This window comes from Bradyrhizobium sp. NBAIM03 (assembly GCF_020194055.1).
Lineage (GTDB): Bacteria > Pseudomonadota > Alphaproteobacteria > Rhizobiales > Xanthobacteraceae > Bradyrhizobium > Bradyrhizobium yuanmingense.
Window position 1 is genome coordinate 14,326 of sequence record NZ_JADYVS010000024.1, and the last position, 21,487, is coordinate 35,812.

The following is a 21,487-nucleotide window of genomic DNA, read 5'->3' on the forward strand; positions in this document are numbered from 1 at the left end:
AAGAGAAAATGCTGGGAATGAAACGCTGGCGACTGTCGGTTTCCGTATTGGCCTCGGCCCTGTGCATCGCGATGGGGACGGGCCCGGCTCAGGCTCAGAGCAACGTCGTGATCATGCAGGACCCGGGCGGCGGATATGGCGATGCATTGCGCAAGGTCATGTACGATCCGTTCGAGAAGGCGACCGGCATCAAGGTGGTCACCGTCCAGGAGGCGCGTAGCGGCCCACGCATCAAGGCTCAGGCCGAGGCCGGCAAAGCTCAATGGGACCTGACGTTCATCTTCGACCAGGAGACCAAGCTGCTCGGCGACTGTTGTCTCGCCGACATCGACTATTCCAAGCTGTCCGACGCGGCCAAGCAGACGCTGGCGGCCATGCCGGACAATCTGAAGCGCAAGAAGGGCGTGGCGCTGCAGGTGATCGGCGTCGGCCTCGTCTACAACAAGGACAAGTACAAGGGCGAGAACGTGCCGACCAGCTGGGCCGACTTTTGGGACGTGAAGAAATTCCCTGGCCGGCGCTGCATGCCCGCCTGGCCGCGTTTCGTCTTCGAGGCGGCGCTGATGGCCGACGGCGTAGAGAAGAGCAAGCTCTACCCGATCGACATGGAGCGGGCGCTGAAGAAGGTCAAGGAGATCAAGCCACACATTGCCAAATGGTGGACGACATCCGCACAGCCGCCGCAGCTCCTGCTCGACGGCGAGGCCGACATGTGCATGGCCTACACCGGTTCGATGAGCAAGCTCGCCCTGGAGGGCGCCCCGATCGAGCTGACTTTCAATCAGGGCTTCATCTACTACGACTTCTTCTCGATTCCCAAGGGAGCGCCGAACTACGACAACGCGCTGAAACTGCTGTCCTGGCGGCTCGAGCCCAAGCGCGCGGCGCAGCTCACCTCGACCTTCCCGGTCGCCCTTCCCTCCCAGGTCGTCTTCGAGGCCGCAACCGACAAGAAGCTCGCGCGCTACTGGGCCAACAACCCGGACAACGTCTCGAAAGCGATCGAATGGAGCCCGGATTATTGGGGCGCGACTTCGCCGGCTGGAAATTCCACCAATGAAGAGTACGGGCAGGAGAAGCTCAACGCCTTGCTGGCCCAGTAAGCAGGCTGATCAGCCCCGATCCGAAAGGATCGGGGTTAATTCCACACCCGGGCTATTGCCGTTCGCGCGGCCATGCTAGATCGAGTGAAATATCATTCTATTTTGGCTGGTGGATGGATAAGGCTTTTACCAAGGGACTGCGTCTCCTGGAAGCACTTGCTCTGAGCGAGCAGCCCCGCGGCGTCACTGACCTCGCGAGCGAGCTGAAGCTCACCAAGAGCAACGTGCATCGGCTGCTGATGACTTTGCAGTCTCAAGGCTATGTGCGCCAGATCCCCCCGCACAGCACCTACGAGCTCACGACCAAGATCTGGGCGCTCGGCAGCCATGTCATCCACCGGATGGATCTCATCAACGTCGCGCGACCGGCAATGACGAAGCTTGCCGAGATCACCGGCGAAACCATTCACCTGTCGGTGCTCGAGGACACCGACGTGGTCTATGTCGACAAGATCGAAAGCGCTCACCATATCCGCGCCCATACAAGCGTGGGTATGCGCGCACCCGCTTTCACCATGGCGACAGGCAAAGCGATGCTCGCACATATGCCTGATGACTACCTGGAACGGTTCCGGCCGCATCTGAGGCGCTACACGGAAGCGACGCGAACGACGATCGAGGAGCTGCGGGAGGACATCGAGCTGGCACGCGCGCAGGGCTACTCCTCCGTCCTGCACGGCGAGTGGCGCGAGGGCATCGCCGCCTGCGCTTGTGCCATCCTCGGTCGTTCCGGCGAACTCGTGGGAGCGATTGGCATGTCCGGGCCCGACAGCCGCATCAAGCGCAAGCAGATAAAAGAATATTCGGTTCACGTGATGGAGGCAGCCCGAACCATCGGCGCTGCCCTCGGCTATTCCAGTAGGCCGGCGGCATATCCAGCAATGCGAGGCGGTCCTAGACAGTCACATCAATCACGACGAGCCACCTGATCTTTCCAGGACGGCGTTGGTGCCGGGCAACGGAAGCAGCCGCTGCTCGTCCATCGCGGACTTCAGATCGAGGTCCGCACCCGTATACCCGGCCAGGAAGTGAGCATCCCCCGCTCACTCGCAAAAGCCGAGGGCGACAACGGCATCGGCTTCACGGACGCGCTTGATTCGCTCGACCGCGCCCGCGCCGCCGATCGCAGCGGCGACATCGACGCGTGCAGCCGGGAGATCGCACGCGCGCGGGCCGTCCTGAGATAGCAAATGCCGCTCAAGGGTCGAAGGCAAGGCGATGCGCGCAACGCGGTCGTGCAGCCGTGGGAGCAGGACGTGCGTTCTGGAAATACCCGCCCGAGCGCAGGTTTCTAATGTCAATGCAATCAGGTGGAGCCTTCTCCATGCATAAACAGCACTCATCGAACAATAGGCCACACACGGGCCGGGATCGCGCCGAGCCTTCTTGATAAATTTCAGTGCGATGCTTGCTGCGTCTTGCACCTGCCGCTAGGGGTTCGATCTGCGTCCGACTTCAGCATCCGGGCGGCAGCACCGGCGACACGCCGGGCGTTGGTGCTGCGCCTGAAGCGTTCGCCGGCAGCACAGTCGCAGGCGAGCCGAGATTGATCGAGACGCCTTCCATGCAAGCCGAGCTGTTCGGGCTGGGCACAACCGCAGCGTTCGGGTCTATACCCGTCCCACCGGCACCACTGGCTTCCGCCTGAATCGTACCAGGTGCGGGGCTTGTAGCCACTTGCGGGATCGACAATGGCAGGGACGCAGCGCTCGTCACCTCTCCCCCCGGCGTCGAGCTGCATCCGACCGTCGTACCTGTTCCTGAGGGCGCAGCTGAGGAGATCGTACCGGTGGCGCTGCTGTTCCGCCTTATCACCGGCAGCAACGGCGCCGCGATGTCCGGTGGTACAAGGCCTGTCGGCGATACGGTCGGCGTCGCCGGCACCGGCGTCGGCGATGACGACGGCGGAGCGCAGACGACCACCGTCCCCGGCGTCGTCGGATCCGACGCGAGCGGAACCGGCGCCAGCGTCGTGTCCGGAGCACCTGACACGGTCATTGCGGAAAACGGCCCGGGACTGTTGAGCGGTGAGACCACGATCGCGCCCGGCACCGTCGGCAGATCCATTGCAGTAGTGCCGGTCGTTGCGACCTGTGCCTGACCAGCAGAGCTTCCGAGCAGCAACGCCGTCGCCGCTGCGAGTACAATTCGCATCATCTTTCGCGTCCTAGCTCGCCTCGCTCTTGCGAACGGTGACCTTGCTTCCCTCCGCCAGATTGACCGCGGGATTGAGCACGACCTGGTCGCCGGGCTGCACGCCGTCGCGCACTTCCACCGTGGTGCCGAAATCCCGGGTGATCGAGACCTGCTGAAAATGGACCGTGTTGTTGCGCACAACCACGACATGGAGGCCGTTCTGGTCGAAGACGAGCGCATCGGATGGGATCGTCGTCGATGCTGTCCTGCGCGGGATCGATAGTTCGACCGTGCAATATATGCCCGGACTGAGCAGGCCATCCGGATTGGGCACGTCGATCTCGGTTAGCAGCGTCCGGCTTCCCGGCTGCAGCGCGGTTGCGATCCGCGTGACCTTGCCCGCAAACGTCCGCCCCGGAATCTCGGGGACGCGGATATCCGCATCGACGCCCGGGCCAACGCCGAACGCTTCGTCCTGTGGCACGAACACCTGGGTTCGGATCACGTCGGAATGCATCAGCGTGAACATGAAGGTGGACCCGGCTGATACCAGGCTGCCGTTGTCCACGTTACGCTGCGTGACCACGCCGTCGAATGGCGCCACTACACGCTGATAGGACTTCTCCTGCTGAAGAACTCGGATCTGCGCTTCCTGCGCCGTGATATTCGACTGGGCGACACCCACCGCGCCTTGCTGCGCGCGCAGGGTGAGACGATCGTTGTCGCCCTGTTGTGCCGTCAACCAGCCCTGCTTGACGAGATTGCTGTCGCGCGAGTTGGTCACGTCGGCCAGTTCCCGGCTTGCCTCCGCCTGCTGAAGCGCGGCCTGGTCCTGCGCGAGCGTCGCTTGCGCCTGCGCGATCTGCTGGTCGAGCTCGGGCGCAGTGATTTCCACGAGCAGCTCGCCCTTCTTGACCCGATCGCCGATATCGACGTAGCGCTTCTCGATGTAGCCGCTGGTCCGCGCGAAGATGTTGGCCGCCTCGAACGCGGTCGTCGTCGCCGGCAGGCTCACCTTCATGATGTCGCCTCCGGGCTTCACCGTCGCGACCCGAACCTCGGGAAGGTTGGTTCGAGCCTGCTCTGCCACAGCGGCAACGCCACGCATGGCCTCATAGTGCCGCCAGCCGCCGATGCCGAGACCGCACGCAAGCATGAGGAGCACGCCTCCGCCGAGCAGCGCGCCGCCGTAACGGCGTGCGGATCGAGGGCCCTTTCCCGGCAATTCCACAATCCGGAGGCTCTCCGCCCCCGGGCGGTGTGTCGCCCCGTCGTCATCGGTCCTTGCGCGAACGTCACTCATTCCGGTTGCTCCTCGAATACCCCATGATGAGGCTTGCCGTCGTTGCCTTTGCGCAGCATGGCGAAGAGATAAGGCACGATCAGCAGGGTAGTCGGTGTTGCAAACAGCAGACCGCCGATGACCGCCCGCGCAAGCGCTGCATTCTGCTCCTCGCCGGGCCCGCCGATCGCCATCGGGATCATGCCGACGATCATCGCCGCCGCGGTCATCAGCACGGGCCGGATTCGCGTCCGGCCTGCGCTCAGCGCCGCCTGGAATGCCGAATGCCCCTTCAATTGCTCGTCGCGTGCGAATGTCACGAGCAGGATGGAGTTCGCGGAGGCTACGCCGATCGCCATGATGGCTCCCATCAGCGAAGGCACGTTCAGCGTCGTCCCGGTGATAAACAGCATCGTCACGATGCCGCAGAATGTCGCCGGCAGTGCCAGGATGACGACAAAGGGATCGCCAAAATTCTGGTAGTTCACGACCATCAGCAGGTAGACGAGGATGGCCGCGAACAGCAGTCCAAGGGAGAGATCGCGGAACGATTGGTGCATGCTCTGGATCTGGCCGAGAACCTGGATCGAGTTGCCCGGCTGGAGTTGCTTCTGCAGCGTGGACGTCACCTTCTCGATGTCAGCCGCGACGCTGCCGAGATCACGGCCCTGCACGCTCGCATAGACATCGTAAACCGGCTGCACATTGGCTTGGTTCGAGTTGGTCGGAACGGTGCCCCGCTTGAAGGTCGCAACATTGCTGAGCAGGCCCGGTACCGTCTGCCCGCTTGCGGCAAGCGAGGCCGAAACCGGCGTATTGCCCAGCGCGTTCAGCGAATTGGTCCTGTACTCTGGCGTCTGCACAGCCAGGTAATAGGGAATGCCGGAAGTCGGATCCGTCCAGAAGTTCGGCGAGACCTGCGCGGACGATGAGAGGCTGACATTGATGTTGGTTGCCACCGTGCTCGCATTGAGACCGAGTTGCGCGGCGCGGGTGCGGTCGATGTCGGCGTAGAATGCGGGAGCATCGACCTCCTGCTGCAGATGTGCATCGACCACGCCGGGGATCGCGGCGAGACTCTTTTGCAGTTCCTTGGCGACGGCGAGATTGTTGTTGCCGTAACCGACCGTGCGGACATCGATCTGCGCCGGGAGACCGAAGTTCAGGATCTGCGTGACGATATCGGCCGCCTGGAAATAGAACGTGTCCTCCGGGAATGCCCTCGGCAGCACCTGCCGCAGCCTCCTGATGTAATCCGCCGTCGGCTGGTGCCCTTCCTTCAACGACACGAGAATGGTGCCGTCGTTCACCCCGATGGTGGAACCGTCCGTGAAAGCAAGGTTATAGGGCCGCGCCGGCAGGCCGATATTATCGACGATCAGCGCCCGGTCGTGCTCGGGAATGACCTCGCGGATCTTGTCCTCAACTGCCTGGAAGATCGCTTCCGTCCGCTCGATCCGCGTGCCCGCGGGGGCGCGAACATGGAGCTGGATCTGGCCGCCGTCGATCAGGGGATAGAAGTCCTGGCCGACATAGGCGAACATCGTGGCACCGAGCGCCAGCACCAGCAGGGCGACGACGGGTATCACTGCGCGGTGCCGCAGCAGTTTCAGCAGCAGATCGGAATAGCCGTCGCGCAGGCGTTCGAAACCGCGCTCGAATGCCGCGGAGGCGCGTGCGAGGATGTTTGACGGCCGATTGCCCTCGCCATGACGTTGCTCGCCCTTCAGGAGCAGGCCAATCGTGATCGGCGTCAGCGTCCGCGACAGGCCATAAGACGCCAGCATCGCGAACACCACGGCAAGGCCAAGTGGCGTGAACAGATATTTGGCCGGGCCCTCGAGGAATACGACCGAGATGAACACGCAACTGATCGCGAGCGTCGAGACCAGCGTCGGAATGGCGATTTCGGCGGCTCCGTGCAGAGTCGCGTCCGGCAGCGGCATGCCTTCCTCGGTCCAGAGCCGGTGCGTGTTCTCGATCGTCACCGTCGAATCGTCGACGAGAATACCGACGGCAAGAGCAAGGCCGCCGAGCGTCATGGTGTTGAGGGTCTCGCCGAGGAAATAGAGGACGATCAGCGAGGACAGCATCGCCAGCGGGATCGAGATCAGGACGACGAGCGTCGATCGCCACGATCCCAGGAACACCAGAATCATCAATGCCGTCAGGCCCGCCGCGATCGCGCCTTCGCGCAGCACACCATCGACCGAATGTGTGACGAAGATTGACTGGTCGAACAGCTCGTTCACCTTCAGCCCCGCGGGCGCCGACGCGCGGATCGACGTCAGGGCCGCTTTCACGCCGTTGACGACGGCCAGCGTGGAGGCATTGCCGTTCTTGATGACGCTGAGCAGGACGGCGCGGTGGCCATCCTCGCGCACAATGTTCTGCTGAACCTGGGCGCCGTCGCGGACCTGGGCGACGTCCTTCAGGAAGATCGTCGCCCCGTTCGCGAACTTCACCGGGATCATGTTGAGATCCTGGATCGTCGCCGGCGTCGCGTTGGTACGAACGGTGTACTGGGTGTCGCCGATCTTGGTCGTGCCGGTCGGCAGCGTCAGGTTCTGCGTGTTCACTGCGTTGACGATGTCGAGCGGTGTCAATCCGCGCGCCAGCAGCTTGTTCGGATCGAGGTCAACCATGATCTGGCGGTATTTGCCGCCGGTAGGCGTGGGCAGGGTCACGCCTGGAACGGGAGCCAGTTGCTGGCGGACCCGGTAGATGCCGAAATCGTAGAGCTGCTGCTCATTCAGGTTGTTCGATTCGAGGCTGAGCTGGAGCACCGGCACGCTTGAGGCATTGAACTGCACGATGATCGGCGGCTGGATGCCGGGAGGCATCAGGGCGCGGATGGCGTTGGTCGCCGAGACGATCTGCGAGATCGCGAGATCGAGATTGACGTCCGGCTGAAAGTAGATCTTCTGAACCGACAAGCCGTTGAGGGTCTGCGCCTCGATATTCTTGATACCGCTGACATTGGCGCTGATCGAATACTGGCTGTAGGTGCTGACGCGCTGTTCCATCTCCGGCGTGGAAAGGCCGGTGTAGCTCCAGATGACGGTGACGACGGGAATCCGGATCTCCGGAAAGATGTCTGTCGGCATCGAGCGAATCGCGATGCCGCCGAGGAACAGGATCAACGCCGCAAGCACGTAGAAAGTATGCGGAAGCCGCAGCGCGAAGCGAACAATTCCCATGATTGGTCTGCCTGAAACAGGGTTACGCAGGATCGTCGGACAAGTGAGGGCGGCCGCGCCTCCGTTCAAATGAAAACGAATTCAGTCGCTGCACGAGGCGGCGTGTGACACATCATGCGCGGCGTTCATGACGGCCCGTTTGACTTTGGCGAAGGTACGGATCTCGATCTGCCGAACCCGCTCGCTGGATATGGACAGCTCTCGGGCGAGTTGATCGCGCGTAACAGGACATTCCTTCAGGCGCCGCGCCTCGAAGATATGACGCTCCCGCGGCGCGAGCCCGTCCAGTGCAGCGCGCAAAGCCCTGCTGCGCTGCTCCGTCTGGTCGTGATCGGCAAGCATCGTCTCGGCGTCGACCGCACCATCGACCAGCAGGGCCTCCAGCTCGGTTCCACCGTCCTCGTCACCGACGCGCGCGTTCAGCGACATGTCGCGGTGGAGTCGCGCGTCCATCTCGATCACCTCGCGCGCCGTCACCTCGAGCTTCCCGGCGATCAATTCGGCGACGTCGGGTGTGAGCCCGGCCATCGCACTGCTGGTGGCTTTCCTGATCTCGCCGCGGAGTTTGAAAAACAGCTTCTTCTGCGCAGCCGTCGTCCCGATCTTGACCAGGGACCACGATCGCAGGATGTAGTCGTGAATGGTGGCCTTGATCCACCAGATCGCATAGCTGGAGAATCGGGCGCCGTGCCCGGGCTCGAAGCGCGACGCCGCGATCACGAGGCCGAGATTCGCTTCCGCGATCAGATCGACCAGCGGCAGACCGTATCCCCTGTAACCCCTCGCCAACTTGGCGGCGAGCCGAAGATGGCTGGTGACGAGCGCATCCGCGGCGCGCCGATCCCGCGTTTCCTGCCAGCGACGCGCCAGCTGCTGCTCCTGACCTGATTCAAGTAGCTCGTAGCGCCGGATTGCGGCGGAATAGGCGGTGAGGAACGGCGTCGACACCGCTGCGATCGGCACGGCAACAGGATCGCGGCACACCACCTCATGGCTCGTCTGCATTTGTCACTCCTATAGTCCGGGCCGGCTGATTGATCTCGGAGGCACCGCACGTCATTTGGCTCATCCCATCTGGCCGGCCTCTGCGTGCAGCAATGCGCGTGACCGGCGCGCGATGGGCCTGCCCGCACTCCCGGTCCAGGCGAGGATCTCGATCCGCCCACCGGGAGCCGGGCCAATGATCAGCCGGAAGCCGTGCAGCTTGACGATCGCCGCCACCAGGCTCAGTCCAAGCCCGACGCCCGGCGTATTGCGCATCTTGTCGGAGCGGTAGAACCGCCGCAGCACTGCTTCGCGCTCCTGCTCGCTGATGCCGGGCCCGGTATCGCTAACGCGCACCAGCGCGGTCTCGTCCTCCGCCTGCAGGGCGAGGTCCACCCGCCCGCCGGACGGCGTGAACTTGATGGCGTTGTCGACGAGGTTGGCGACTGCCTCGAACAGCAGGTCGCGGTCACCCCACACCTGCACATTGCACTCGGTGACGACGCCGAGCCCGACATGCTTGTCCTCGGCGATCGGGTCGTAGACGTCGCACACCTCCCGCAGAATCTCGTCGAGCGCGACGTCGCCAAACCCGGCCATACGGCGGTTGTTCTCGATCTCTGTCAGGCGCAGCAAGGCCGTGACGATCGCGAGCGACTGGTCGATGCCGGCGATGGCCTTGTCCGCAACGTCCTGCAGCTGTTCCAGCGTCGCCGCATGGGTCCGGCCGCGCTCCAGCGCCAGACGGACGCGGGTCAGCGGCGTCCTGAGATCATGAGCGATGTCGTTGCCGACGCCGGCGAGCGCATTGATCATCGTCTCCATCTCGTCGAGCATGCCGTTGACGATCCTGGCCAGCCGCGCAAACGGGTCGTCCGTCCCGCCCTCCGGAAGCCGCTCGCGCAGCTCGCCGGCCACGATGCGCTGGACCCGCTGGTTGACCTCCTCTACGCGTCGCTGGGCGCGCAAGCTCAGCCAGGCACCCGCAAGCAGGCAGAGGCTGAAGGCCGGCAGCAGACCCAGGGCCAGGGCCTGGCCCACCACGCTCGATATCTCGCGCGTCTCGTCGACGTTCCGTCCCATCACCAGGACATCGCCGCCCTCGAGACGGCTGCCGACCGCCCTGACGACGGGACCATGCTCCGTCGGCTTCTCCAGCAGATCGAGTCGCACGCCCTGCGCCGCCCCATCGAGCCCGAGTTCACGCGGCACGCGGTCGATATTCCCGGCCAGCCTTTTGCCGGCAGGATCGAACAGTCCCGCGTACTGCACGCCCCTGGAATCCTGCGCGAGGTGATCCGCGATAGCGCTGACGCGGCGGGCCGGGGACAATTCCGCGACGAAGTGGATCTGCGTGGTGATCATGCGATCGGACCGCGCGACCAGATAGGCATCGAGCTTCCAGTAGATGAAGGCGAACAAGGCGACCACGAACAGCGCAAAGGACGCCGCCACGGCCAGAGCCCAGAGAAATGTGCTGGAGCGGATCAACTGTGTCTGCTGCATCGCCCGTCCCTCCTACCGCGAGCGAAGGACGAAGCCGGAGCCTCGGACATTGTGGATGAGCTGTGTCTCCCCGGAACCGTCCACCTTGTGACGAAGCCGGCCCATATGCACGTCGATCAAGTTGGTGGTCGCCGGAACGAACTTGTAGTTCCAGACCTCCTCGAGCAGCATCGCGCGCGTCAAGAGCTGATCGCTCCGGCGCATCATGTACTCGAGCAAGCGGAATTCGCGCGGCAACAGGTCGAGCCTGCGCTCGCCGCGCCGCGCGGTGCGCTCGATCAGATCGAGCTCGAGGGGCCCGACATGCAGGATGGTTTCGCGGCTGTCGCTCGGCCGGCGCAGCAGCGCCTCGATTCGCGCAACCAGTTCGATGAGCGCGAACGGCTTTGTGAGATAGTCGTCCCCGCCCATGCGCAACCCGCGCACCCGGTCATTCACGGCGCCAAGCGCACTCAACACCAGCACAGGCGTCCTCACCTGCTCCTTGCGCAGCACCTCGATGACGGTCAGCCCGTCAACTCCCGGGAGCATGCGATCGACGATCATGGCATCGGGGCTCGACGCACGCGCGCGCTCGAGACCGTCGACGCCGTTGCCGGCCCACTGCACCTCGAAGCCGCGATCGCCGAGTTCGGCGAGGATCGCCTCGGCGGTTTCAGTGTCGTCCTCAATCAGGAGAATCCGGGTCATGAGCCTCGTACCATAATTCCCACGGCGTCTTGACGCGCGGTTGGGCAGCACGGGTACGGCGTCGGGCCGTGTCATGCTCAGTGCCCGCGTACGTCGGACGCGCGTCGCTGATGCCGCCTGTTGCCGGTCGCCCGCTGCGCTATGAGGTAGCTCTGCCGCGCGCACCGCGCCACTAAATTGCGGTTCATGTTGTCGGCTGTGCGTGCCGCCAACGGCACGAGGACCCGCACCACGCGTGTTACAAATGCAATGATCATCTTCCGCGCTCCGCTGCCAACCGACTGGATCGAACATATGCCGTCAACACACGTGCCGTCGTCTCAGGGACCACGGATGTTATGCATTCGCACGATCGTGGTTGCGACACCGCAGCGGCTCTCGGGCGGTTGAAATGCAGTGAGCAAAACGTGCGTTGGAAACGTGGCCGATCGTTCACACATCGTCGCTGAGCCGGCTTGATCGGCCTGATGTCGTCAGAGGAGAGAGCGAATGACCACGTCCAAACTATTGTCGATAGGATTGATCGCGGCCGCAATGCTGGGTGGCCCAGTCATGGCGCGCGAGCACCAGCGCGCCGCGCAGCGGCCCGACGTGGCCGCCGATACAGTCGCGGCGACCACGCCGTTCCATTATCCGGGCGAGCGCGCCTGCGTTCCGGCGCCGCGCGTCGGCGCCTTTGCAACCGCGCCGTGGACCGGCAACAACGTACCGTGCGAGCCGGGCACAGGCAGCTAGTACTGATTGGGTGACGCGGCCTGCCCTATAGCTTCGCCGCGTTTTGCAATAACGAGGAGCGGACTGCGCTGGTCGGCCCGCTCCTACGCGTGCGTCGCGCCGATCCGCGAGACGCTCTTCGCGAGCGGCTTGCCTGATATTCTGACATCGAATTCAGTTGGATCGCCTCGTACCGGACCTACCTCTCCCTCATCACTGACCCGGCCATCGGCAACCTCGCGCGGAACATGGCCGGACAGCGCAACAAGAGGAGTCATCCATGAAACGTGCAATCATGATTCTGGCGACAGCAGCACTCGCCTCGACGCTCGCCGTTGGCGCGGCCAATGCCCATGGCGGCGGTGGTGGCGGTGGCCACGGCGGTGGTTTTGGCGGTGGCGGCTTTGGCGGCGGACATGCAGGCTTCGGCGGTGGACATGCGGCCTTCGGCGGCGGCGCGCATTTCGGCGGCATGGGCCATGAGGGAGATTTTGCCGGCGGCGCCCGGTTCGGCGGCGAGCACCTTGGCTTCGGTGGTCATGACGTAGGCCTGCGCCAGCACGCGTTTCACCACTTCCGCCGAGGCGGCTATGGATTCTACGGCGCCTATCCAGATTGCTACGACTGGTACGAGTTGCATCCCGACCTGCCGTTACCGCTGAGCTGCAGCTAACCGCCGCACTCTGCAACCATTGGTCTGGAGCAGCGGGGGCGCATTGCCGTTCGCGTCGAGGATAGAGTCGATGAAGTGCGTCGTTCTATGCGCGTGGCCACGTCAGGCACGCCCTGCGGTAAGCTCGTGAGCATCGCCTCCTTCTTCCGAGGTGCGCTGCCCGCGCTGTGCTTCCGTGCACTTCTGCAAGGCGGCCTAATCGCTGCGATGCGGTCTGCGCGACCGCAGAATAGCTAAGGCGGAGCCCCGCTCATCTCTCGCGATCGAGGAGGCTGTTGCGCTCCCCTGGGCCCGTCCCGACTATAAAACCTCGACCGGCGCGGCGCTCGACGATCGCACATCGGTCTCTCGATAGCGTTCCACCGCTTCAGACGACTTGTACTAAATTGGCCCCGACGGTTTTCCTCGAGCAGGTTGTTCATTGCGGGCCGCGCTCGCAGCACCCAGCTCCACAAGACCACGACATCTGGACAACAAATCGCGGCATCCAACCCAAGATCTAGCGTCATCACCCATTCGACTAGCAGATCTTTGGAATTGACCTAAAACGACTCGCGAATTTTTGGCGACGGACGCGAAACCAATGACTTAATCGACTCGCATTTGATTGGTCCCGACAGCACTCAGGAATCGCTGAAAACGGTCGCGTACCGAAGGTGCGCGGATTGATTTCTGATCATTAGACTTGGCGCGCTACGGTTTCTCCGCCGGAATCCGACCATCCGGATCCATTTTCAGATACTCACCGCGATCGGTGGTGAAAGCCGCGGTGCTGGGCAACGCCAGGCGTTGTCTGGTAGGCCCTGTTGGGCCCAAACAAGGGAGCCGCGCCGCCAGGGCGTTCCAGGCCCATTCTGCCTGCTGGCGTCAATTCGCAGTCGTTCAACACATCCCGATCGGGATATTGCGCCTGAAACAAATCTGGATGTTGAGTCGCCCACAATGGGCACTGGGCGCTTGCAGAGCTTATCGCGCCAATCGACATCATCGCTGCAATAACAAAGGTCCTGAATCCAGTCATGGTCGTGCTCCGAACGGCTGTTGTTTTCGTGCGGAGCATTCGCGCTGACTCGAACCGGCTGCTCTGTTGAAATGCGCTTCCTTCGAATTTCTTGGTTGAGCATTAGGTGGGTATGCGCTCGGGAAAAACACGTGGGTGAACAATCACGCCTGCGCGAATGGCAAATCGGTGTGCTCATCATCGCGTGACGCACCCCGGCGACGAAAGACTCCAAACCGTGACGCAACTGCCAGCATGAAGCCGAGTGCGGGGTTTACAGATTCGCACGAATTCGACCGCCAACCCGCGCGTGATGCCGAGGACGTTACCAGTCTTGCAGGCGTCACCGATTGCGAGGGCGTGGACCGAGGCTCATCTAACTCATCATCGTAGGTCTATCGGAGAAACTCCCATGCGATCGGGTCTCGTTTTGAGCCTTTTGATTATCCTGTGGGCCCCCGTCAGCGCCGCGGTGGCAGGCCAGGTCCATCGGCATCATGCAAAAGCGCATCCTCGTGTTCTGACGACTGGGAGTACTGCGGCCTGGGCTTATTCACCGGCACGGCCGGACCGCCGTCAACCGGCCCCGCACTATGATGATCAACCAGAGCCAGGTCATAATCCTTACGAGAGATGGGGTGGTTAGCACCCCGTCGCCTCCGCGTCGCCGCCGGCTTGGCGCCCCTTCGAGCGCGGCGATGGACCGCTAGTTCGTTGCCGACCTCAATCCCGGTTCAGGAGGCGTTCGCCCGCGCCCGTTCGCGGGCTTCGCGGCGGCGCTCTCGGCGCTCGCGCCGACGCTTGGCCCGGTCGGCTGGCTGCGGCAGCGGGGAAAGCGGAGCAATCTCCAATACCGGCTGGGACGTCTCATCGACCGGGGCCGCCAGGCTGGGCTCGCTTGGTGCCGGTCGGGCTTCCATGAACGCCAAGATGTCTCGCCCCTTCGACGTCAGTCTCCAGCCACCGCTGATGCGCTCGACCAGCCCCTGGGAAAAGATGTCGAGGTCCGGCACGCGGCTGGCAAGACGCCTCGTCCGGTCGGCCCAATCGCGGCCGCTGGTCGCCAGGATCGCCATGTCGCGCTTGAGGTCTTCCATGACGGCAAAGCCATCCGGATAGCTCACCAGGATCTTCAAAACCGTAACCTGGAAATTCACGCCCCGGCCCCCGCTCTGGCTCAATCAGCGCCAGAAGATTCACTCCCGCGAAAACGCCCACCGTACTTTGCTTCGGTGCCTTCGCGATTCAAAAATGTTAAGTTCGAGAAAGAAGTGCGCACCGGAGAGCGGGGCTGCAGCCCCCGTCGGGCGAACCTAAAGCTTCCGATACGTCACATGCGCCGTCGCGAACGGAATGCCCGCGCGCCCGGCGGATCCGCGCACGATGCAGGCGCGGTCATCGATCGCATAGAACCAATCGTCGAAGTTCAGCTTGAACGACTTTCCATCGCCTTGGGGCGTGTCGCGCGTGTACTTCCAATGGAATGCACAACCGGCCTGCTCGCCCGTGGCTTCACCCTCCAGTCGATTTTCGTGGCCGATGTATTGACCTTCGCTCAGCTTGTGGATCGTCCAGCGCAACGTGTCGCTATGGCCGTCATCAAAGGTGTAGGTTTCAGTCAGAACGACAGTGTCGGTGTCCGCGTCCAATTCGCCATGCGCCGTGATCGTCGCCCGCTTCAACAGCCCGCCGACGAGACTCTCGACCACCGCCCATCCTTCCAAGCGACCAACGAAGAACTGCTCAGGGAGAAACACCGGCGTGGTGCCAGCGAACGCATCAATGACCATGGCTTTTCCTCCGAAACCGATGACGACATAAGCCGCCTCTCAGCACCAGGGTTCCTCAGGAGGAAACCTGCCTGGCTCTGCTGGGTGCTTGCAACGCATACAGACGCTGCGTCACAACGCGCGCTCCGCTTCATCCGGAACACGTGGACAAGCCCAGCCCTGCCGTTTGGGAATCTCTGACCCGTGTTAACAGCCCGGAACGATCTGGCGGCGGCACGGATTCGTCCCGCAGGAGCAATCTCGCATGCTGATGACCAGGGAAAGACGGCCGGCGATCCGGACCTTACGGGGATGGGCCACCCACGTGCTGCACGAGGCCGGCGCGATCTGCGAATGCGAGGAGCACGGCTGGGCCAGGGATCGCGCCGACCCGCACGCGCGCCATCGCGCGGTCGCGCTTGCGCGCCAGGATCCGCCGGACGGCGTCTCTGCCGATCAGGCCGTCGCGGAGATCAACGATGTCCTCGATTCGATCGGCGATACATGTCCGGAGTGCCCTGACGAGGGCCTTTGAGGCCTGCGACTAGGACCTTCGCGTACCAAGCGGCATAGGGCGTGTTTTCGATTTAAGTCCGGCGTCACGGGATGCTTCATGCCGATTTCCGCCGCGCCCCTGCGGCCGGCTTTTTCGCGGACGTCTCCCTGGCGGCCGCCTTCTTGCCGGCGATCGGCATCAGCATCTCCTTCTGGCCGGCCGCCGCCTTCCTCGGCTTCTTCGCCGGCTTGTCCGCCTTCGCGGGCGCGGCCTGCTTCCCGACTTCCTTGCCGACGCTCCGCCGCAGCGCCTCCATGAGGTCGACGACGTTCTCGCCCTTCGGCCGCTCCTTCGGCCGGATCACCTTGCCGGCGCGCTTTTCGTTGATGAGGTCGATCAGCGCGGTCTCGTAATGGTCCTCGAACTTTTCGGGCGCGAAGCGTCCGGCCTTCTGGTTGACGATGTGCCGGGCGAGATCGAGCATGTCCTTGGTGACCTTCACGTCCTGGATGTCGTCGAAATATTCGGCCTCGCTGCGCACCTCGTAGGGGTAGCGCAAGAGGGTGCCGACGAGGCCCTTGTCCATCGGCTCCAGCGCGATGATGTGCTCGCGGTTGGTCAGCACCACGCGCCCGATCGCGACCTTGTTCATCTCGCGAACGGTCTCGCGGATCACCGCGAAGGCGTCGTGGCCGACCTTGCCGTCGGGCCGGATGTAATAGGGGCGGATCAGATAGCGCGCGTCGATGTCCGATTTGTCGACGAACTCGTCGATCTCGATGGTGCGCGTGGACTCCAGCGCGATCTCCTCGAGCTCTTCCTTGGAGACCTCGATGTATTGGCCCTTCTCGAGCTCATAGCCCTTGACGATGTCCTCGTTCGTCACCTCGTCGCCGGTCTCCGCGTCCACCTTCACGTATTTGATGCGGTGGCCGGTCTGCCGGTTGAGCTGGTTGAACGAGATCTTCTCGCTCTCGGAGGTGGCGGGATAGAGCGCCACGGGACAGGTGACGAGGGACAGTCTCAGGAAGCCTTTCCAATTGGCGCGCGGGGCCATTTACGCAGAACTCCGGTTCGAGGCGGCTTGGATTCAAGACGAACGGCCGGCCCGGGTTCCGACATCGGGAGCAACATTCATGACGAGCACGCTTTGCGGCGTCTTGCTCCATGTTTTGGTTTAGGCGGCGCCCGACTTGACAGAATCGACCACCAGCCGGCGCAACCAGACCGCGCCGGGATCGTCGTGACTTCGTTCGTGCCAGAGCAGGCGATAGCCGTAGGGCGTCACCTGCGCCGGCGGTTTCAGCATCACGAGACCGAGCCGCGGCGCAAGCTGCCGGGCCGCCCGCGAGGGCATGGTCACCAGGTAATCCGACGCAGCCGTGATCACCGCGGCCGTTGCGAAATATGGAACACGCAGCGCGACGTGCCGCTTGTAGCCGCGCTCGGCCAATGCGGTATCGATCGGCCCGCCCTGCCCGCCAAAAATGCTGACCACGATGTGCGGCCAGGCCGTGAACAGCTTGATCGGCAGCACGTCCTTTGCCCCGCGCATCTGCTTGAGCAAAGGATGCCCTTGCCGGACCAGCGTCACGAAATTTTCGCGGAACAGCTCGCGCGCCCGAAACGAGCCGGATACGGGATTATCGGCATACAGCACGAAATCGACCTGACCGTCAGCGAGCATGCGGAACACATCACGCGAGAAGCTGACGACCTCGATCGCCGCCCCGGGTGCCTCGCGCGCAAAGTGGGCGGCGACATTGGGCAGGATGGCGAGCGCCCCATAATCGGTCGTCGCGATGCGAAAGACGCGGTCGGTGGCGGAAGGATCGAATTTCGGCTTGTGGAGAAATGTCTCGACGCCGCCGAGCAAGGTCGCCAGCGGCTCGCGCATCGCCTCGGCGCGCAGCGTCGGCGTCATGCCGCTTGCCGCCTTCACCATCAGCCGGTCACCGAACAGGCGCCGCAGCTTTGCCAGCGCACGGCTGATCGCGGGTTGGCTGCTGCCGAGACGCTCAGCGGCGCGCGTGACGCTGCCGGTCTCGAGCAGCGCATGCAACACCACCAGCAGGTTGAGGTCGACTTTCGCCAAATCCATCGAACGCATAATGTAAATTCTATCATGACATTTGTGGATGATGCCAGATCATCGTACACAGACCCCACCGCGATAGGCCGGAGAAGCCGTATGCCATCACATCTGAACATCAGCCGCCGCATAATGCTCGCAGGCGGCGCGGCCGGAGCGATGACGCCGCTGCTGGGCATGCCGGCCGCGATCGCGCAAACGCCTGCTGGCAGGGCCAATTCCGGCCACTACAGTTTTCGGATCGGCGATATCAAGACAACCGTCGTCAGCGACGGCACGCTGAGCGGCAATCCGCGCATCTATGCCCACACCGCCCAGGCGGAGGAACTCGGCAGGACGCTGAGCGATGCGTTCCTGCCGACCGACACCTTCAGGCTCAACCTGAACACGCTTCTGCTGGAAACCGGTGGCAGGAGAATCCTGATCGAGGCAGGTGCAGCGCAAACGCTCGGCCCCGATGGCGGACATCTATTCCGCAATCTTGCGGCGATCGGCGTGGAGCCCGAGCACATCGACGCCATCGTGATCACGCATACCCATCCCGATCACGTCGGCAATCTCAGCCGCGCCGACGGATCGAGCGCTTTTCCGAAGGCGACGGTCCATCTTCCCGAGGACGATTTTGCGTTCTTCATCCGTAACGAGCCTGACCTGTCGCGGCTGCCCATGCCGGAAGATTTCCGGCGCGCCTTCATCGCCAATATCAAGCGAAGCGTGGCGCCCGTCGCCAAGTCTGCCGTGCTGTACCGGCCGGGCAGCGAGTTGTTGCCGGGCATAACGACGATCGCCGCCGGCGGCCACACGCCGGGCATGTCGGCGATCCTGGTGCATTCCGGCGCGCAAGCATTGCTGATCACGTCCGATGCCGCCTATAGCCCCCTACTCAACATCGACAATGCCTGGCGGCCCGGGCCGGATCTCGATCCCGATACCGCGTTGCAGTCGCGCAGGCGCTTGTTCGACCGCGCTGCGACGGACCGCATCCCGGTGCTTGGATTCCATTTCCCGTTTCCGGGCATCGGCAACATCAGGAAGACGGACGACGGCTATCGCTGGGTGCCGGCGAACTGGCGGTTCGCAGGCTGAGCCAGCCCGAAGATGCGAAAGCGGCTATCGTAGGATCTCAAGCCCATCATTCTACGACCGCCGTATGCAGAAGCGCTGTTCTATCCAGGCGCCGCCCCGGCGATTTCCGAGATGAATCGTCCGCAGCGCTCTACGATCAGATCCTTGTCGTTATCGAGCGTGGCGACATGATAGGAATTGTCGAGCCAAAGCAGGCGCACGTCGTTGGAACTGACCTCCTGCGCGATTCGCTTGCCATTGGCCGCCGGCACGACGTGGTCCTCTCTGGAATGAATGGCGAGCGTGGGACAGCTGACCTTGCGCAGCAGGCTTTCGGTCGCAGCAATCAGGACGTGGACCTGCCGGAGGCAAGCGACTGGCACCTCCTGATAGGCCAGCTCCTTGACGCCGGCGGCCTTGATGTCCGATCCGATGCCGGGAACGCGCTTCGGCGCCGCGCCGTCCGATACGAGCTCGGCCATCGCGCCATCGAAGATTCCGGCGGCACCGTTGATCGGCACGGCGCCTGCGACGATGTTCGGAAAACGTGCGGCTAGGTTGAGCGTCAGCGTGCCTCCCATGGACAGGCCGGTGACGAAGACCTTGGTGCCCTGGCCAGCCAGCTCGTGAAGCGCCTGCTCCGCCGACGCGAGCCAATCGAGATAGCCGGTCGTTTCCATGTCGTCCGGTGAGGTGCCGTGGCCCTGCAGGCGAGGCCCGCTGACGGTGAAGCCGAAGCGCCGGTGAAGCTCTTCGCCGAGATACCGCATGCTTTGCGTCGTTCCCGTGAAGCCGTGGAGCACGAGGACCGCAGGCCCCTTGCCCTGCATGAAGAATGGTTCGGCTCCAGCCATCACATCGGTCATGTCATCTCTCCTGTTGTCATCGCGGCTGCGGCCGCATCCGTTCTCGTTTCGATATCGAGGCAATCATGACTGGCGCCTTGCCGAATATGCGGCCGCTGCAAGGCCGATGATCGCACCCTGCAGCATCAGCTTGGCGGATTCGCCAAGCCCCAGACTCGTCAGCAGGTTGAAGCTGAATGTCAACATCAAGGCGGCGACGGTCGGGCCGAGCCCCTCTCCCAGGACTATTGCATATGGTGCTTTGCGCGAGCTGAGCGCGCGCCTCGTCCTTCAACGCCCGCTAACGGCGGGCGTCTCGAAGAATGGCCACAGGCGAGATCGCTCCCATATGCGATCGCCCTGCCCCTTTCCGGAGCCGAAGGTAACGCCGTCGGCGTGAACGGCGCTAGCGGACCCGCTCGAACGTGATGCGGATCTTCGTGCCGTCAGGTCGTTCAAAATTCTCGGTCATGACGTCGCCGTCGACCACCAGACGCAATTCCTTCCGCGTCCGAACGCTGCCGATCCAGTTCGGAAAGGTGCAGCCCTCGACCTTGTTGCCGCTGAACTCGCCGTTCTCATCCACCGTGTAGGTGCCGAAAAAGCCGATGCTGCCGGCCATGGCCGCGCGGTTTTCCGCGTCCGTGCCCTCGCCCCGCACGCTGGAGGCAAAGCGCGGGACGTCCGAGTCGGTCAGCACCTCGATGAAGTGCATGTCCGGCGTGAAGGTCAGCAGCCCGTTCGGCCGCGCGCCATAGGCCGGCAGGTTCTTTCCTTCCGGATCGATCTGAGCGGAGACCATTCTCCAGGTGCCGAGCACCTTGTTCGGCGGCGTAGCGTGGACTGGAGCACTCATCAGGCAAACTCCCAAAGCGATCAGCACCAGATTTCGACGGGTCATGTTGGAGTCCTCTGCTTCGTCTTTCTACGCGGCCGCCGGGCCTCGGAATGGCGGACCTGCGCGAGGCCGCTTCAAGTGCACAGATCCGTCCTCGCCTGGGTGCGGGACGACTCCGTCGCTAAGCGAGCGCCGGTCAGTCTTGCCGAGACATCCCACAGATGAGACGCCACCGCATCGTCATCGGCCTGCGGCGGCACGCGGGCCACGGACGGCGAACCGCGGATTTCGCCGAACTTGTCCGGACCGTAATAGCCGCCGGGGACGATGTCCGGCGACGTCGCCGCGAACAGCGTCGGCAGCGCACCTTGCGCCGCCGGCTGAAACAGGAACCAGAGGGCGGTCCGCGCCAGGCCGGGAAGGCTCATCCGGCCGGCGCCATTCGGAATGAGGTCGGTCCGCGATACGCCGGGATGGGCCGCAACGCTGGTGATGCCCCAGCCGAACCTCCGGCTGCGTCGCTGCAGCTCGAACGCAAACATCAGGTTCGCAAGCTTGGACTGGCTGTAGATCGGCATCGGCTGGTAGCGACGCTCAGCCTGCAGATTGTCGAACTCGATCGCTCCGCTGCGCGCTGCCAGGCTGGACACGGTGACGACGCGCGGCTCGACGCCCTTGTGCAGCAGCGGCAGAAGCTCGGCCGTCAGCGCGAAATGGCCGAGGTGGTTCGTGCCGAACTGCATTTCGAACCCGTCGGCCGTTACTTGCCGGACAGGGGGCATCATGACCGCGGCATTGTTGACGAGCAGGTCGAGACTGTCCCGTTGGCCACGCAAACGGGAGCCGAAGGCCCGCACCGAATGAATATCCGCAAGGTCGAGCCGTTCGAACCGGACGTTCGCGTTGGGCTGACGGGATCGGATCCGCGCGACGGCGTCTGCTCCCTTCGAGGCATTGCGACCGGCAATGATCACTTCGCCGTCCGCACGCGCCAACGCCAGCGCATCTTGGTAACCCAGGCCACCCGTGCCCGTGACAACGGCGCAACGCCCCCGCTGGGACGGAATATCGCTCGCACTCCAACCAGGCATCGG

General features: G+C 63.6%; 21 protein-coding genes. 7 read left to right on the forward strand and 14 right to left on the reverse strand.

The features are described 5' to 3' along the window. Positions 1 to 8 precede the first annotated feature (8 nt). The gene (locus I6F21_RS28495; protein WP_036011588.1) at positions 9 to 1,103 is read left to right on the forward strand and encodes an extracellular solute-binding protein; all 1,095 of its coding nucleotides are present in this window, start codon (positions 9 to 11) and stop codon (positions 1,101 to 1,103) included. A 113-nt stretch (positions 1,104 to 1,216) separates the two neighbouring features. Beyond that, positions 1,217 to 2,032 carry an IclR family transcriptional regulator gene (locus I6F21_RS28500; RefSeq protein WP_036026695.1) on the forward strand — a complete coding sequence of 272 codons (816 nt, stop codon included), beginning with the start codon at positions 1,217 to 1,219 and terminating at the stop codon, positions 2,030 to 2,032. A 114-nt stretch (positions 2,033 to 2,146) separates the two neighbouring features. On the opposite strand, the gene I6F21_RS28505 is transcribed toward I6F21_RS28500, so the two are convergent. Then, positions 2,147 to 2,527, reverse strand: a complete 381-nt coding sequence (locus I6F21_RS28505; protein WP_192893333.1) for a hypothetical protein — start codon at positions 2,525 to 2,527, stop codon at positions 2,147 to 2,149. A 365-nt stretch (positions 2,528 to 2,892) separates the two neighbouring features. Here I6F21_RS28505 and I6F21_RS28510 point away from each other — a divergent pair, with 365 nt between their 5' ends. Next, complete coding sequence (locus I6F21_RS28510; protein WP_225140419.1) at positions 2,893 to 3,204, forward strand: hypothetical protein; 312 nt, start codon at positions 2,893 to 2,895, stop codon at positions 3,202 to 3,204. 66 nt (positions 3,205 to 3,270) lie between these two features. Here the strand turns inward: I6F21_RS28510 and I6F21_RS28515 are convergent, their stop codons facing one another. From I6F21_RS28515 to I6F21_RS28535, 5 genes are all read right to left on the reverse strand, one after another. Continuing rightward, a complete protein-coding gene (locus tag I6F21_RS28515; RefSeq protein WP_225140420.1) occupies positions 3,271 to 4,542 on the reverse strand; it encodes an efflux RND transporter periplasmic adaptor subunit in 1,272 nt (423 codons plus the stop codon). Beyond that, entirely contained in the window at positions 4,539 to 7,721 is a 3,183-nt protein-coding gene (locus I6F21_RS28520) for an efflux RND transporter permease subunit (protein ID WP_225140421.1), read from the reverse strand. Before I6F21_RS28520 ends, I6F21_RS28515 begins: the two co-directional genes overlap by 4 nt. An 81-nt stretch (positions 7,722 to 7,802) precedes the next feature. Beyond that, positions 7,803 to 8,726 (reverse strand): RNA polymerase sigma factor RpoH, encoded by a 924-nt coding sequence (gene rpoH / locus I6F21_RS28525; RefSeq protein ID WP_225140422.1) that lies wholly within the window; start codon positions 8,724 to 8,726, stop codon positions 7,803 to 7,805. Between the two features lie 60 nt (positions 8,727 to 8,786). Continuing rightward, positions 8,787 to 10,211 (reverse strand): ATP-binding protein, encoded by a 1,425-nt coding sequence (locus tag I6F21_RS28530; RefSeq protein WP_225140423.1) that lies wholly within the window; start codon positions 10,209 to 10,211, stop codon positions 8,787 to 8,789. A gap of 12 nt (positions 10,212 to 10,223) precedes the next feature. Next, positions 10,224 to 10,901: a response regulator transcription factor gene (locus tag I6F21_RS28535; RefSeq protein ID WP_036011605.1), complete on the reverse strand. Its 678-nt coding sequence runs from the start codon at positions 10,899 to 10,901 to the stop codon at positions 10,224 to 10,226. 489 nt (positions 10,902 to 11,390) lie between these two features. On the opposite strand from I6F21_RS28535, the gene I6F21_RS28540 reads away from it, so the two are divergent. Both I6F21_RS28540 and I6F21_RS28545 read left to right on the forward strand, forming a co-directional pair. Then, on the forward strand, positions 11,391 to 11,636 hold the full coding sequence (locus I6F21_RS28540) for a hypothetical protein (RefSeq protein ID WP_036035837.1): 246 nt from the start codon (positions 11,391 to 11,393) through the stop codon (positions 11,634 to 11,636). A gap of 259 nt (positions 11,637 to 11,895) precedes the next feature. Further along, entirely contained in the window at positions 11,896 to 12,288 is a 393-nt protein-coding gene (locus I6F21_RS28545; protein ID WP_036026706.1) for a hypothetical protein, read from the forward strand. A gap of 1,734 nt (positions 12,289 to 14,022) precedes the next feature. Here I6F21_RS28545 and I6F21_RS28550 read toward each other — a convergent pair. After that, positions 14,023 to 14,445 carry a hypothetical protein gene (locus I6F21_RS28550; RefSeq protein ID WP_225140424.1) on the reverse strand — a complete coding sequence of 141 codons (423 nt, stop codon included), beginning with the start codon at positions 14,443 to 14,445 and terminating at the stop codon, positions 14,023 to 14,025. A gap of 156 nt (positions 14,446 to 14,601) precedes the next feature. Next, a complete protein-coding gene (locus tag I6F21_RS28555; protein ID WP_225140425.1) occupies positions 14,602 to 15,078 on the reverse strand; it encodes a DUF3833 family protein in 477 nt (158 codons plus the stop codon). Positions 15,079 to 15,322: 244 nt separating this feature from the next. Between I6F21_RS28555 and I6F21_RS28560 the strand changes: the two genes are divergently transcribed. After that, positions 15,323 to 15,592 (forward strand): hypothetical protein, encoded by a 270-nt coding sequence (locus I6F21_RS28560; protein ID WP_225134970.1) that lies wholly within the window; start codon positions 15,323 to 15,325, stop codon positions 15,590 to 15,592. Positions 15,593 to 15,668: 76 nt separating this feature from the next. Here the strand turns inward: I6F21_RS28560 and I6F21_RS28565 are convergent, their stop codons facing one another. Beyond that, complete coding sequence (locus I6F21_RS28565) at positions 15,669 to 16,610, reverse strand: Ku protein (RefSeq protein ID WP_036026710.1); 942 nt, start codon at positions 16,608 to 16,610, stop codon at positions 15,669 to 15,671. A gap of 120 nt (positions 16,611 to 16,730) precedes the next feature. Further along, positions 16,731 to 17,654, reverse strand: a complete 924-nt coding sequence (locus I6F21_RS28570; RefSeq protein WP_225134968.1) for a LysR family transcriptional regulator — start codon at positions 17,652 to 17,654, stop codon at positions 16,731 to 16,733. Between the two features lie 150 nt (positions 17,655 to 17,804). Here I6F21_RS28570 and I6F21_RS28575 point away from each other — a divergent pair, with 150 nt between their 5' ends. Beyond that, a complete protein-coding gene (locus tag I6F21_RS28575; protein ID WP_225140458.1) occupies positions 17,805 to 18,731 on the forward strand; it encodes an MBL fold metallo-hydrolase in 927 nt (308 codons plus the stop codon). An 80-nt stretch (positions 18,732 to 18,811) separates the two neighbouring features. Here I6F21_RS28575 and I6F21_RS28580 read toward each other — a convergent pair whose 3' ends face one another. The 4 genes from I6F21_RS28580 to I6F21_RS28590 all read right to left on the reverse strand — a co-directional run bounded on the left by I6F21_RS28580 (position 18,812) and on the right by I6F21_RS28590 (position 21,484). Beyond that, the gene (locus I6F21_RS28580; protein WP_225140427.1) at positions 18,812 to 19,576 is read right to left on the reverse strand and encodes an alpha/beta fold hydrolase; all 765 of its coding nucleotides are present in this window, start codon (positions 19,574 to 19,576) and stop codon (positions 18,812 to 18,814) included. A 63-nt stretch (positions 19,577 to 19,639) separates the two neighbouring features. Continuing rightward, positions 19,640 to 19,762 carry a hypothetical protein gene (locus I6F21_RS38895; protein ID WP_260345905.1) on the reverse strand — a complete coding sequence of 41 codons (123 nt, stop codon included), beginning with the start codon at positions 19,760 to 19,762 and terminating at the stop codon, positions 19,640 to 19,642. A gap of 199 nt (positions 19,763 to 19,961) precedes the next feature. Beyond that, positions 19,962 to 20,411 (reverse strand): lipocalin-like domain-containing protein, encoded by a 450-nt coding sequence (locus I6F21_RS28585; protein ID WP_225114035.1) that lies wholly within the window; start codon positions 20,409 to 20,411, stop codon positions 19,962 to 19,964. Between the two features lie 116 nt (positions 20,412 to 20,527). Continuing rightward, entirely contained in the window at positions 20,528 to 21,484 is a 957-nt protein-coding gene (locus I6F21_RS28590) for an oxidoreductase (protein ID WP_036011654.1), read from the reverse strand. Between the last annotated feature and the right edge of the window lie 3 nt (positions 21,485 to 21,487).

Coding starts and splice junctions, on each gene's coding strand:
- I6F21_RS28495 (WP_036011588.1), top strand. CDS start 9: ATGCTGGGAATGAAACGCTGGCGACTGTCGGTTTCCGTATTGGCCTCG.
- I6F21_RS28500 (WP_036026695.1), top strand. CDS start 1,217: ATGGATAAGGCTTTTACCAAGGGACTGCGTCTCCTGGAAGCACTTGCT.
- I6F21_RS28515 (WP_225140420.1), bottom strand. CDS start 4,542: ATGAGTGACGTTCGCGCAAGGACCGATGACGACGGGGCGACACACCGC.
- I6F21_RS28520 (WP_225140421.1), bottom strand. CDS start 7,721: ATGGGAATTGTTCGCTTCGCGCTGCGGCTTCCGCATACTTTCTACGTG.
- rpoH (WP_225140422.1), bottom strand. CDS start 8,726: ATGCAGACGAGCCATGAGGTGGTGTGCCGCGATCCTGTTGCCGTGCCG.
- I6F21_RS28530 (WP_225140423.1), bottom strand. CDS start 10,211: ATGCAGCAGACACAGTTGATCCGCTCCAGCACATTTCTCTGGGCTCTG.
- I6F21_RS28535 (WP_036011605.1), bottom strand. CDS start 10,901: ATGACCCGGATTCTCCTGATTGAGGACGACACTGAAACCGCCGAGGCG.
- I6F21_RS28540 (WP_036035837.1), top strand. CDS start 11,391: ATGACCACGTCCAAACTATTGTCGATAGGATTGATCGCGGCCGCAATG.
- I6F21_RS28545 (WP_036026706.1), top strand. CDS start 11,896: ATGAAACGTGCAATCATGATTCTGGCGACAGCAGCACTCGCCTCGACG.
- I6F21_RS28555 (WP_225140425.1), bottom strand. CDS start 15,078: ATGGTCATTGATGCGTTCGCTGGCACCACGCCGGTGTTTCTCCCTGAG.
- I6F21_RS28560 (WP_225134970.1), top strand. CDS start 15,323: ATGCTGATGACCAGGGAAAGACGGCCGGCGATCCGGACCTTACGGGGA.
- I6F21_RS28565 (WP_036026710.1), bottom strand. CDS start 16,610: ATGGCCCCGCGCGCCAATTGGAAAGGCTTCCTGAGACTGTCCCTCGTC.
- I6F21_RS28570 (WP_225134968.1), bottom strand. CDS start 17,654: ATGGATTTGGCGAAAGTCGACCTCAACCTGCTGGTGGTGTTGCATGCG.
- I6F21_RS28575 (WP_225140458.1), top strand. CDS start 17,805: ATGACGCCGCTGCTGGGCATGCCGGCCGCGATCGCGCAAACGCCTGCT.
- I6F21_RS28580 (WP_225140427.1), bottom strand. CDS start 19,576: ATGACCGATGTGATGGCTGGAGCCGAACCATTCTTCATGCAGGGCAAG.
- I6F21_RS38895 (WP_260345905.1), bottom strand. CDS start 19,762: ATGTTGACATTCAGCTTCAACCTGCTGACGAGTCTGGGGCTTGGCGAA.
- I6F21_RS28585 (WP_225114035.1), bottom strand. CDS start 20,411: ATGAGTGCTCCAGTCCACGCTACGCCGCCGAACAAGGTGCTCGGCACC.
- I6F21_RS28590 (WP_036011654.1), bottom strand. CDS start 21,484: ATGCCTGGTTGGAGTGCGAGCGATATTCCGTCCCAGCGGGGGCGTTGC.